The sequence below is a fragment of the Sphingomonas bacterium genome (assembly GCF_903644135.1).
Lineage (GTDB): Bacteria > Pseudomonadota > Alphaproteobacteria > Sphingomonadales > Sphingomonadaceae > Sphingomonas.
This window is the reverse complement of record NZ_CAHJXA010000044.1, coordinates 1-12248: the sequence shown is the minus strand read 5'-3', so window position 1 is coordinate 12248 and position 12248 is coordinate 1. Positions and strand designations below refer to the sequence as shown.

Here is a 12248-nt window from a genome sequence, read left to right as displayed (position 1 = left end):
GGCGACATCATGCGCGGGCTCGACTTGGGACTGTCGCGCTTCAAGTTCTTCCCGGCGGTCGCGGCCGGCGGTATCCCGGCGTTGAGCGCGCTGGCCGCGCCGTTCGGGGCGGTGCGCTTCTGTCCCACCGGCGGCGTTACGCAAGCCAATGCCGCCGACTGGCTGGCACTGGACGCGGTGTGGTGCGTCGGCGGAAGCTGGATGGTCGGACGCGGCGAGCCGGATGTCGCGGCGATCGAACGCGAGGCGCGGCAGGCCAGCGGGCTGGTCGCTACCCGCACCTGACGTCGCGCGGCGAGCTAGCCGCGCCGCATCGGGCTGCGCCGGGCACGTCGCCATAGCAGGTACGAATAGATCACCGGCGTCGTCGCGACCATCAGGATCGTCGCGATCCTGAGCGACGCGCGCGCACCATCGTCGATCGGCACGACGGTGAGCAGGATCAGCGCCGCGCCGCCGGCGATCATGACCCGCGCGGCGTAGCGGTGGGTCGCGATCCAGTTCTCCGGGTCGGTCAGCGTCCAGGGCGTGCGGATACCCACAAAGAAGCCGGGTCGTGACTTGGGCAACGCATTGCCAAGCACGATGAAGAACACGCCGACCGCCGCCAGCACGATGCCGCCCGGCAGCGCGACGCCGAGGGCGGCCGCGACAACCATCGACTGGGCGAAGACCATCATCGCCAGCACGCCGCTCCACGCCGTGCGGTAGAGCGGCGCGCTCGCTTCCATGCGGTCCTGCAGCGGTTCGATCGCCGGCAGCGCCGCCATCAGGAGCGAGACGAACGCGGTGAGCGCAACCGGGCCGAACAACGCAAAGGCCGCACCGGCATAGCGGTCCGGCCGTCCGTCGATGCCCCAATGGGTCGGAAGCCGGGTGCCGGGCGGCAACTGCGCAAGCGCAGCAGCGGCGATGCCGGCCATGGCGAGGATGATCAGGACCGAGGCGACGATGTGGGCACGATAGCGCATGTCTCTTCCCCCTGTTCGCCGACGCCGAGCCGGCCCATGAAGCCCATCACCACCTCGTCCAGGACGGACAGGTTGATGGTGTAGATGATCGAGGTGCCACGCGGCTCGGCGCGGATCAGCCCTGCGTCACGCAGCTTGGCGAAGTGATTGGACATGGTCGGCTTGGAGACGCTGAACGCATCGGCCAGCTCGCCCGCGCTCATGGCACCGCTCTTCAGCAGTTCCAGGATGCGGCGACGCGTGGGGTGCGCGAGGGCGTCGAAGACTCGATCCATGCCCTCGTATATTAGTATCAACACTAATTAGCAATGATACTAAACATGCTGTTTGCAAGTGTGCCGACGTGCACGAACGCGGCCGGCTGCCTATCGGCTGCAGGACCGCGTTCGTTGTTCATGGATCGGGGCTGAGCGCCGCCGCGACGTTACATCTTCATCAGCATCGCGATGTGCTGCTCGACGACGGGGACGATGGCCGACGCGGCGCTCTTCAACGCCGGTGCGGTGCCTTCCATCGCATAGGCCTTCTGCACGTTCAGCGCCTGCCCATGCGACGCCTTCTGCTGCGCGATGTACGCGGCATCGCGCGCCGCGCCGTTCTCCGCGCGCAACTCGGCCACCAGTTCCTGTTGCAGCGGGTCGAGCTTGGGCGGGGCGGCGCGGACGTGCGACCGGGTCGCGGCCGCCTTCACGTCGGCCGTGCTCTTGTTATGGTCGGCGACCATCATCTGCGCGAAGTCGCGCAGTTGCGGGTTCTGGGTGGTCTCCAGCACCGTCCGGCTGGCCGTGATCTCATAGAGATCGCTCGCGCCCGCGGTCATCACATATTCGGCCGGCGTCATCACCTGCGCGAAGGCGGGACTCGCCAACGCCACCGCGCCCAGCGCGACGGATATCATCAGGGTCTTCATCATCTTGTTCCTCGTATCAGTTGCGGATGCCGAACGCGGCCTTGAGCCGGACAATCGCATATTGGTTGGCGTCATAGGCCCCGCGCACCACGGTGCCCATGCCGAAGAACTCGTGGGTCACGCCGGGGAAGGTGCGCTGCTCGACCTTGTCGCCGGCCGACTTCATCGCCGCCGCCAGCGTCTCACCGTCCGAGCGGAGCGGGTCGATCTGGGCGTTGACGATCGTGGTGGGGGGAAGCCCACGCAGATTGGCACCAACCAGGTTGAGGCGCGGGTCCTGCATGTCCGCCATGCCCGTCGAATAGTAATAGCCGAACCAGCTCAGCATCGCGGTGTTGAGCGGCTTGGCATTGGCCGAGTCGGTGCGCGACGGCAGCGTCATGCTGCTGTTGGCGATCGGATAGACCGCCAGGACGTGCACCGGCTTGGCGAGGTTGTTGTCCCGCGCATAGATCGCTGTCGCTACGGCGAGATTGCCGCCGGCGCTCTCGCCGGCCAGCGCCAGCTTGGCCGGGTCGCCGCCCCAGGACTGCGCATTCTGCAGGACCCAGCGATAGGCGGCAAAGGCGTCGTCATGCTGGGCCGGAAACTTCGCCTCGGGCGCATGACGGTATTCGACCGACACGACGATCGCATTGAGCTGCTTGGACAGCAGCCGCGGTGCCGCGTCATAGGTGTTCACGTCGGCGATCACCCAGCCGCCGCCATGATAATAGACGATGACCGGCATGGGGGCACCGCTCGCGGCAGTGGGCTTGTAGATGCGGGCATATTGCATCGGATCGCTGCCATAAGGCATGTCCTGGGTCGTCACGGCCGGATCGGGCGCGGTGGACATGCCCTTCTGCTTCATTACCGCATGGGTCGCGTCGGTGGCCGAGGGCTGAACCCGTGCCTTGACCGGCGTCAACGTCTCGATCGGCTTCAGGCCGAGCCGCGGCAGCTGATCGATCACGGCCTGCATGTCCGTCGCGGCCTTTGGAGGCTGGGTGGCCATGTGCGGCGGCGGGGGCGGCGCGGCGTTGGGCGACATGCTCGACTGCGCGACCGCCGCACCGGACGTCCCGAGCAGCGCTGCGGCGAGTAACAATCTGGACTTCATGGAACCGGTCTCCTGTTTTGGTCCGCTGTATCGGAGGTTCGCGTCCGGCCATTGCCGAGCACCGCGTCCTAGTCGATCGTCATGCCCTGGGTCGAAAGGTCGGCGAGCGCGCGCAACTCGTGGACGGGGCAGCCATTGTGCTGGCCGCGGAACTGGGTCGACATCTCGTAGGTCGGCTTGCGGGCGCGGTTCACGCCGCCGATCGGCTGGTGGGCGGCGATGCCGTGCCACGGGCTGAACGCCACCGCCTGCTCCTGCTGCTCGCTCAGGCCGCGCTCCCAGCCGAGCTGCGCGGGCACGGTCAGGCGGGCGACCGCCACATACGGGCTCTGCTTCTCGTCCCACACCACGGAGCTGTCCTCGATCGGCATCTTCTCCAGATCAATGCAGAGCTGCACGCGCAGTTCCCAGACGCTGTCCTGCTCGATCAGCACCTCGCCGATCACCTCGCGCAGCGCATCGGGGCGGCCGGCCGTATCGACCTTGCTGCCGGCGAGCTCGACGAGGTTGGGCGACACCGGCGCGATCGAGAGCTTGGCGATATAGCCGCCATGCCGCAGCGGCACCTGCGTGTAATAGGTCTCGCCGAGCGGATGGGTGTTGGGCGCGCCGCCCAGCGTCTGGATCGTCGGGCTCTGGATGCCGACCGTCTCCAGCGCGGCGTCGACGACCTGGAGCGTCGCCGACAGGCCCTTCTTCAATCCCTCGCCGGTGTCGGTCGTCTTGGCGAGCATCTTGAGGTTGGCGAGGAACGCCTTGGGCGTCGGCGCGGCGAAGGCCGGTCCGTTGACCAGGATGAAGTCCTGATTGGCATCGGCTTCCGATCCCGGCAGGCGGTCGCCGGCGACGCCGAACAGCTTGACCGCGAGCCCGCGCGGCACGCTGACGCTGTCGTCGAGGATGTCGCCGGGCAGCGTCGAGAAGCGCAGCAGCGCGTCGTAGCTGCCGGGTGCGGCGAACAGGCCCTGCGCAAGGGCGGGGGCGATGCCGGACAGCACCTCCAGCTTGCCCTTGACGATCGCATGACCCTTGGCGTGGACGCCGCGCAGCGCCGTGCCGTAATCCTTGGCGGTCTTCTCCTGGATCAGGCGCAGCTGCTCGTTCAGCCCCTGGATGGTCTCCGCTTCGTCCTCGGCGCGCACCTCGATATTCGGCGTGAAGGCGATGGGCGAATGGTGGAGATCATCGGGCATGGCTAGACTTTCTGCGAGCGCGGGGTTCGGTGGAGATGTCCGCTGCCGATCGCCGGACAATGGCGGGGCGCGCGGAGGACGACGCGGACCTTGGGTCCGGCGTTGAGAACCGCGAGTCGGCAGATCGGGTCCGTCGCCCGACGTGATTTGGACGAGCGATGCTATTGATCTGGACGATCGGGGACCTGGGCTGGGTCGACATCGGCCGACAGCTTGACCGCGTCGCCTGTCGCGAAGGCCCGGTAGTCGGCCGGTCCGCGTTGATAGACAGCCTGGAAGGCTCGCGAGAATGGTCGTGGTCCGGCATAGCCGGCGCTCTGCGCGATGACCTTGATCGGCAGGTCGGTCGTCCGCAACAGCCGTGCAGCGATCCGCAGCCTTGCCTTCTGCACGAAGTCGATCGGCCCCTGACCGAACGCCCGCGAGAAATGGTCGGAGAACGACGCGCGGCTCATGCCGGCAAGCGATGCCAGGCTGTCCACCGTGTGTGCGGCCGCTGGATTTCCGATGATGGCGGCGACCGCCTTGGAGAGGCGCGGGTGGGGCATGGTGCCCCCCCGCAGGTCCGCATCCTGCTTCCGACGGTTGCGCAGCAGGGCGATCAGGCCCTGCTTCATCAGCGCCTGGCACATCGCCTGCGTGCCGAACCCGGCATGGGCGATCTCATGCGCCATGGCGTCGAACACGCTTGCGGGGATGACGCCCGACACCGTGTCGCCGGCCGATGGTGCGCGCAGCAGGTCGAAGAAGCCGAAGCCGCCCTGATAGGGTGGTGCCAGCGCTCCGCACAGCATCAGCGTGTCGTCGGCACCGCTGCCGGCGGTGAACTCGACCAAGCCGTCGCCGAGCAGCGCGCAGCGGTCCGCGGCCTCGCGGACATGCGCCTCGCCGCCCTCGCCGACCCAGTGGGGCTCGCGGATCGGGATGATCAGCACGCTGGACGGCGAAAAGGCGATCGGCGGCGATGCCCCGACCTGGAACTGCCCGGAGCCGCGCAGCACGAAATGGACCGTGACCGCATCAAAGGCGGGAAACGTCATGCGCCAGCCGGTCTGGATCCGGCACACCGAGAACGCGTGCGGGTCGACGTCGATGGTGGTGAGAAGCTGGTCGAGCGTGCGTGTCATCGCCCCGCCCTACAGCGCGGCCGTCACCACGAACACTGCGCGCACGGCGCGGCAGCGTTCGCGAAGCGATGACGCAATGTCGCGGATCGCGCTCGACGTCGGCCTTGCCGGCTTCCCGTCAGAAGTGAACCTTGCCGGTCATGCCAAACGTTCGCGGCGGCGTGCCATAGGAGGTCGGGTAGCCCGGCGCCTGGCTGGACGTGTTGTTGAGCACCAACTCATCCAGCATGTTGCGCGCCCAGATCTTCACCTCGAACCGATCCCCCTGCGGCCGCCACGCCAGCGAGGCGTTCAGCAGCGTATAGGCCTTCTGTGTCAGGAAATTATCGGCTTCGATCTTGTAGTCGCCATTATAGTTCGCGGTGACGTTGGCATGGATCGTCCCGAACGAGACCGGCTTCTCGTAATCCATCGCCAGCGTCCCCGCGAACTTCTGCGCGAGCGGGATGCGGTTGCCGCTGGCATCGACGGAGATCAGCGTTGCGCCGCCGGCGGGCTTGGGGATGCTGCCCACCGCGCCCAGATACGAGACGAAGCGGGCGTGCAGCGCCTCCAGCCCGCCGCTGAGCGTCAGCTCCGGCGTGGCGCGCGCGGTGAAGTCGACATCCAGCCCGTACAGCCGCGCCTTGGCACCGTTGACGATCGTCTGCGACACGCCGACGAACTGGATCACCTGCAGATTGGTATAGTCGTAATAGAAGCCGCCGGCGTTGAGCCGCAGCCGGTGGTCGAACAGCTCGGTCTTCAATCCCGCCTCATAGGCGTCGAGGCGCTCGGGCAGATAGGCCGGGTTGGAGGGGGTCAGGATGTTGAACCCGCCGCTCTTGATGCCGCGGTTGTACGACACATAGCCGAGGATGTCGGGGCCGAACTGATGGTCGAGCGCGATCCGCCATGTCGGCTTGTTGATCGTCAGCGCGGGCGGGTTGTAGTTCGTGACGGGCGACACACCGTTATAGTGGTTGGCGATCAGCTGCCCGGTCAGCGTGCGCTGCTCATAGGTGAAGCGCCCGCCGAGCGTCAGGTGCGTGCCCTCGAACAGGCGGATGCCGAGCTGCCCGAACGGGGCCACCGACTGGGTCTGTTCGGAGCCATAGGTCACCGTAGTCTGGTTCAGGTTGGCGAGCACCGCGGCGGGCGGGTTGCCGTAGAACACCGGGAAGAACTGGCGCAGCACCGGCACGTTGGCGTTGCGGTTGTAGAAGTAGAACACGCCGGCGGTGTAGGTGACGGGGCCGTTCTTCTCGGAGACGAGCTGGACCTCCTCGCTGAACTGCCGGTTGGGCTGGGCGCTCGACGGCACGCCGACCTGGAACACGTTCTGGCCGGCCGGCACGTCCTCGAACAGATAGTCGCTCCGGCCCTCGCGATAGGCGGTGATCGACACCAGCTTGGCGAAGTCGAGATCGTGATCGATCGTCATGCTGACCCCGCCGCCGCGGAACGAGGCATAGGGATCGATCGATGAATAGGTGTCGCGAGGGCTGGGCAGCGGTCCGGGCAGCGGCACCGAAAAGCTGGTTCCCGGATAGGGCACGAAGCTGTAGGTATAGTCTTTGCGGTCGAGATAGTCGGCGATGAACAGGACCGAGGTCTTGGCATCGATATCGAACAGCAGCTTGCCGCGCACGCTGACCGCATGGGCGACCTGGAAGGTGTCGTGGCCGGTCGTCAGGTTCTTGCCATAGCCCTCGCCCTGCGTGGTGACGTCGGCCGACAGGCTGGCCGCCACGCCATGGGCGAGGCCGCCCGAGACGAAGCCGCTGGCGCGGAACGTCGCGTAATTGTCGATCTCCACCTTGGCCTCGCCGGTGAACTGCTCACTGGGGCGGCGGGTGGTGATCTGGATCACGCCGCCGGTCGCGTTGCGCCCGAACAACGTGCCCTGCGGCCCCTTGAGGATCGCGACCTGCTCGACATCGGGCAGCTCGCGGTTACCCTCCCGCTGCTGCGCCAGGTAGACGCCGTCGATGTAGAGCGCGACCGGGTTCTCGACGACGTTGCTCGACGTACCGACGCCGCGGATCGCGGGCTGGAAGACGGCACCGGCGGTGGTGCGCACGGTTAGCCCGGGGGTCACCGCGCCCAGCTGGGTCAGGCCGGTGACGCCAGCGGTGGCGAGCTGCGCGCCGCTGACGGCGGTGATGACGATCGGCACGCGCTGCAGGTTTTCCGAGCGCTTCTGTGCGGTGACGACGATCTCGCCGACCGTTGTCGCATTGTCGGTTGTGTCCTGACCGCTCGCGATGGTCGGCGGCACGGCAGGTTCGCCGGGGCGGGCGGGCGTTGCCTGTCCGGCGTCGGGCGAGGCGGTGGCCGGAACGGTCGTCCCCACGGTCGTCTGAGCCTGCACCGCGGTTGACAGCATCAGTCCCGGCAGCATGGCGGCAAAACCGCTCAGCAAGCGATACCTGTGGTTCACTTGTCCCTCTCCAATGTTCGCCACCTCGGTTCGGGTGGCTCTGACATCACGATAGGGCAGTGTCGCGCTGCCGCAAGCGCTAAACAGCGGCGAACGTCCGCTCCTGACTGCGTAGCATTATTGCATCATAGGTACGCATTACAGTATCCTAGATTGACTGAACGCGTAGATCGCGTCTAAGTCAAAGCCGGTTAGCGCTGGTTGGCCAAATCAAGGGCGGTGATCGCCTGCCAAGTCGAGGGGAGAGGATGATGCATCGCAGGACATTGCTGATGGGCACCGCCATCGGCTGGGCGTTGGCAATGTCAACAATGGCTGGTGCGCAGACGGCGTCGCCCTCGCAGACTTCTGCCCTACCGGCGACGGGATCGGTCATTCCTGACTCGCCCTCGCCCCCCGGTTCGGCCTTGCAGGCGGATGCCAGCCTCAACCCGGCCGCCGATCAACACAGCGCCGCCGCAAGCCCGGCGGGGCTTGCCGACATCGTCGTGACCGCTCAACGCCGGTCGGAGAACGTCCAGCAGGTGCCGATCGCGATCTCGGCGATCAGCGGCGCGTATCTCCAGTCGCGCGACATCACGTCGATCGATCAGATCGGCCAGGTAGCCCCCAACGTGAAGATCGAGCGGACGCCCGGTAACAAGACGGTGGCGCAGATATCGATCCGCGGGTCGGTGACGATCAACCCCGCCATCACCTTCGAGCCCGCGGTCGGGCTCTATGTCGACGGCGTCTACATCGCCAAGGCGCAGGGCAACGTGTTCGACGTCGCCGACCTTGAGCGCGTCGAGGTGCTGCGCGGCCCGCAAGGGACGCTGTACGGCCGCAATACCCTGGCCGGCGCGGTCAATCTCGTCACCCGCAAGCCGACCGGCGTCGCCGGCGGGTCGCTGGAGGCCAGCTACGGCAACTTCAACGATCGGCGGATCAAGGGCGCGATCGACCTGCCGGCGGTCAGCATCTTCTCGCTCAAGGTGTCGGGCCAGTATGAGAAGCGCGACGGCTTCATCGCCATCAGACCCAATCCCTACCCGGCGGCCAGCGCCTTTGCATCGCCCGTGCTGACCGACCGCACCAACGACCTCAACGGCTTCGGCATTATGGCGCAGTTGCGTGCGCAGTTCAGCGACCGGCTCGTCGCCGATTATTCCTATGATTTCAGCCGCACCGACCAGCAGCCCAATTATCTCCAGCTCTATTCCGTCAACCGCAATGGCGCGGCGAGCGATATCTTCGATCCCGCATCGCGCGGCTATAGCGGCATCCCGCTCTACCTGTTCGCCAACAAGGCGCGTCAGTCGAGCGGCAGCGTCAACTCGCAGGAATATGAGCGCGAGCGGATCGAAGGCCATGCGCTGACCGTCGCCTACACGATCGGCGCGGCGACGCTGAAGTCGATCAGCGCCTATCGCAAGCTGAACTTCGACGACAGCCTCGACCTCGACGGCACACCGATCGCGGTCGCGGTGTCGGAGCGGCATACCGCCTATCATTCCTTCAGCCAGGAACTGCAGCTGACCGGCAAGGCGCTGGACAGTCGGCTGAACTATGTGCTGGGCGGCTATTATTTCGACGACAACGGCTTCACCAACAACCCGCAGACCTATTTCTTCGGGCAGAGCCGCTTCGACTCGCGCTACGGCTCTAAGACGCAGGCCGAAGCCGCCTATGGCCAGGTCGATGCGACCGTGCTGCCCAAGCTGACGCTGACCGGCGGCCTGCGCTACAATCACGAGACCAAGTCGGTCACGCGCCTGCTCAACGTCCTGCCCGCGCTGGGGTCGCCGGCTGCCACGCCGACGATCACCGTCATCAACGTGCCGTATGGCGTGATCCCGTCGGTGTCGTACAGCGACGTCAGCCCCGCCGCCACGCTGCGCTATGACTTCACCAGCCGCATCAATGCCTATGCGCGCTATGCCAAGGGCTTCAAGTCGGGCGGGTTCAACGGCGAGAGCAACGTGGCGGGCGCGCCGACCGCGGCCTGCCCCTCCGGCGCGCTGGAGCTGTGCCAGCCCTACCGGCCGGAGACGGTCGACAGCTACGAGCTCGGCTTCAAGAGCCGGCTGATCGGCAACACGCTGCAGCTGAACGTCGCGGCCTTCTGGGACGAGCATCGCGACATCCAGCTGTCGGCGTTCCAGGGCAACGGATCGGCCGCCTCGCTGGTCCTCAACGCCGGTGCGGCGCGCATCCGCGGACTGGAGCTGGAGATGACCGCCCAGCCGACCGCGCACTTCACCGCCAACGCCTCGTTCGCCTATCTCGACACGCATTATCGCAGCTTTATCGACGGCGGCATCGACGTCGCCGGCAACCGCGCCTTTCCGCAGGCACCACACTACAATGTCGGGGTCGGCACCGACTGGGAGTTTGCCGAAGGCGGCTGGGGCAAGGCTCACCTGATCGGCGACCTCAGCTTCGTGTCCAGCTACTACACCTTCCCCTATGCCCTGCAGGGCAGCAGCTCGCTGACCCAGATCGCAAGCAACAGCCGTTCGCCCGGCCGCACGATCGTCAACCTGCGCGCGCAGGTCGGCGACATCCCGCTCGGCGGCCATCGCGCCTCGCTGTCGGTGTGGGTGCGCAATCTGACGCAGGAGTCCGCGCCGAGCAACTTCATCGATTTCGGCCCGTCGTTCGGCGGCTTGACCGTCGCCAACTTCCCCGATCCGCGCACGTTCGGCGCGACGGTCGGCGTCCGGTTCCGATGATGGCGTGAGGTGACGCTCGCCTCCCGTTGCGCAGCCATGGTCGCCTGATGCATGGTGCCGTCAAACGGGGGTGATCGGATGAAGGCAGCACGGTGGTTCGGAGCGGCACTGGCCGCGGCGATGGTGACGATGGGTGCCGGCGCGGCCTGGGCCGACCCGTCGTTGGGCGAGCCGTCGCTGTCGCCCGACGGCCGCGAGATCGCGTTTGTATCGGGCGGCGACATCTGGACGGTGCCGGTGCAGGGTGGAGAGGCGCGGCTGCTGGTCAGCCATCCCGCGACCGAAGGCCGGCCGATCTACTCGCCCGACGGCAAGCTGCTCGCCTTCACCTCCAACCGGGCGGGCTCGACCAACGTCTATCTGCTGGTGCTCGCCACCGGCGAGGTCAAGCGGCTGACCTGGGCCGACACGGCGGAGACGCTCGACGGCTGGTCGCGCGACGGACGCTGGCTCTATTTCTCCTCGGGCGTCAACGACGTCGCGCGGCAGGCCGACATCTTCCGCGTGTCCGTGGACGGCGGCACGCCGCTGGAGGTCAGCCGCGAGCGCTACCTCGCCGAGTTCGAGAGCGCACCCTCGCCGGACGGCACGACGCTGGCGCTGATGGCGCGGGGGTTGTCCAACGGTCAGTGGTGGCGCAACGGCCATTCGCACATCGACGAGACCGAGCTGTGGCTCAAGGCGCTCGATGGTTCCGGCGGCCAGCCCGGCGGCTATCGCAAGCTCCTGCCCGGCGGTGCCAAGCATGCCTTCCCGATGTGGAGCGCGGACGGCACCGCGATCAGCTATATGAGCGACGAGAGCGGCGCGGAGAACCTCTGGCGCGCTCCCGTTGCTGGCGGCACGCCGGTGGCGCTGACGCACTTTGCCGGCGGCCGCGTGCTATGGCCGTCGATCGCCTATGACGGCAGCGGCATCGTCTTCGAGCGCGACTTCGGCATCTGGCGCTGGGACGCGGGCACCGCCGAGGCGCGGGCAGTGCCGATCCGGCTGCGCGGTGCCCCCGCCGGCGAGAGCGACACCCACCTTAACGAAACCAGCTTCCGCGAGATCGCCCTGTCGCCCGACGGCAAGAAGGTGGCGGTGGTCGCGCATGGCGAGGTGTTCGCCGCCCCGTCCAAGGACGGCGGCCCGGCGCAGCGTATCACCCGCACCGCGACGGCGGAGAGCGACCTCAGCTGGTCGCCAGACTCGCGCCGTCTCGCCTTCCTGGCCGAGGACGGGGCCGATGTGCGGCTGAAGCAATATGACTTCGTCACTCGCGCGACCGTCACGCTCAGCAGCGGCGGCGGCGCGGTGCAGTCGTCCGCCTATGCGCCGGACGGCAAGTCGATCGCCTATGTCCATGGCGAGAACGAGCTGCGGGTCGCGGTGCTCGGCCCCGACGGCACGCCGGTCAGCGAGCGCACGCTGTTCACCGGCGCGCTGGAGGGTCGCGATGCCGCCCCGGTCTGGTCGCCCGACGGCCGCTGGCTCGCCTTCGGGGTGACCGGCCCCAAGGCGTTCCGCAACATCTATGTCGTGCCGGCGGCGGGGGGAGAGGCGCGGCCGATCAGCTTCCTCGCCAACGGCAATACCGGCCGGCGCATCGCCTGGTCGCCCGACGGCACCTACATCCTGGCCGACACCGCGCAGCGTTCGGAGGAGGTGCGGATCGTCCGTATCGACCTGCTGCTGCATGTGCCGAAGTATCGCGAGGATGCTTTCCAGGACCTGTTCAAGCCCGCCGACCAGCCCGACAAGCCGTCGGTCCGTCCCGCCACCCCGGTCGCGCCGGGCCGTCCGCCGGCCAGGCCCGACGCGCTGCCG

General features: G+C 67.3%; 8 protein-coding genes and 2 pseudogenes. 3 read left to right on the top strand and 7 right to left on the bottom strand.

Translation table 11 applies throughout. The features are described 5' to 3' along the window. Positions 1–285 (top strand): annotated as a pseudogene (locus HUU96_RS04145) (bifunctional 4-hydroxy-2-oxoglutarate aldolase/2-dehydro-3-deoxy-phosphogluconate aldolase); the annotation flags it as partial. A 14-nt stretch (positions 286–299) separates the two neighbouring features. On the opposite strand, the gene HUU96_RS04140 reads toward HUU96_RS04145, so the two are convergent. The 7 genes from HUU96_RS04140 to HUU96_RS04110 all read right to left on the bottom strand — a co-directional run bounded on the left by HUU96_RS04140 (position 300) and on the right by HUU96_RS04110 (position 7725). Further along, a complete protein-coding gene (locus tag HUU96_RS04140) occupies positions 300–971 on the bottom strand; it encodes an SdpI family protein (RefSeq protein WP_174291591.1) in 672 nt (223 codons plus the stop codon). Next, positions 935–1246: a metalloregulator ArsR/SmtB family transcription factor gene (locus tag HUU96_RS04135; protein ID WP_174291590.1), complete on the bottom strand. Its 312-nt coding sequence runs from the start codon at positions 1244–1246 to the stop codon at positions 935–937. The genes HUU96_RS04140 and HUU96_RS04135 overlap by 37 nt, the downstream gene beginning before the upstream one ends. Positions 1247–1395: 149 nt before the next feature. After that, complete coding sequence (locus HUU96_RS04130) at positions 1396–1881, bottom strand: DUF4142 domain-containing protein (protein ID WP_174291589.1); 486 nt, start codon at positions 1879–1881, stop codon at positions 1396–1398. A gap of 16 nt (positions 1882–1897) precedes the next feature. Next, positions 1898–2983, bottom strand: a complete 1086-nt coding sequence (locus tag HUU96_RS04125; RefSeq protein ID WP_254604978.1) for an alpha/beta hydrolase — start codon at positions 2981–2983, stop codon at positions 1898–1900. A gap of 68 nt (positions 2984–3051) precedes the next feature. Beyond that, entirely contained in the window at positions 3052–4176 is a 1125-nt protein-coding gene (locus tag HUU96_RS04120) for a catalase family protein (RefSeq protein ID WP_174291588.1), read from the bottom strand. Between the two features lie 161 nt (positions 4177–4337). Beyond that, positions 4338–5303 (bottom strand): AraC family transcriptional regulator, encoded by a 966-nt coding sequence (locus HUU96_RS04115; RefSeq protein ID WP_174291587.1) that lies wholly within the window; start codon positions 5301–5303, stop codon positions 4338–4340. A 118-nt stretch (positions 5304–5421) separates the two neighbouring features. After that, positions 5422–7725, bottom strand: a complete 2304-nt coding sequence (locus tag HUU96_RS04110; protein ID WP_174291586.1) for a TonB-dependent receptor — start codon at positions 7723–7725, stop codon at positions 5422–5424. Positions 7726–8132: 407 nt separating this feature from the next. Here HUU96_RS04110 and HUU96_RS04105 point away from each other — a divergent pair, with 407 nt between their 5' ends. Together HUU96_RS04105 and HUU96_RS04100 are read left to right on the top strand one after the other, a co-directional pair. Then, the gene (locus HUU96_RS04105) at positions 8133–10439 is read left to right on the top strand and encodes a TonB-dependent receptor (RefSeq protein ID WP_254604976.1); all 2307 of its coding nucleotides are present in this window, start codon (positions 8133–8135) and stop codon (positions 10437–10439) included. 78 nt (positions 10440–10517) lie between these two features. After that, positions 10518–12248 (top strand): annotated as a pseudogene (locus HUU96_RS04100) (PD40 domain-containing protein); the annotation flags it as partial.

Coding starts and splice junctions, on each gene's coding strand:
- HUU96_RS04115 (WP_174291587.1), bottom strand. CDS start 5,303: ATGACACGCACGCTCGACCAGCTTCTCACCACCATCGACGTCGACCCG.
- HUU96_RS04135 (WP_174291590.1), bottom strand. CDS start 1,246: ATGGATCGAGTCTTCGACGCCCTCGCGCACCCCACGCGTCGCCGCATC.
- HUU96_RS04130 (WP_174291589.1), bottom strand. CDS start 1,881: ATGAAGACCCTGATGATATCCGTCGCGCTGGGCGCGGTGGCGTTGGCG.
- HUU96_RS04125 (WP_254604978.1), bottom strand. CDS start 2,983: ATGAAGTCCAGATTGTTACTCGCCGCAGCGCTGCTCGGGACGTCCGGT.
- HUU96_RS04140 (WP_174291591.1), bottom strand. CDS start 971: ATGCGCTATCGTGCCCACATCGTCGCCTCGGTCCTGATCATCCTCGCC.
- HUU96_RS04120 (WP_174291588.1), bottom strand. CDS start 4,176: ATGCCCGATGATCTCCACCATTCGCCCATCGCCTTCACGCCGAATATC.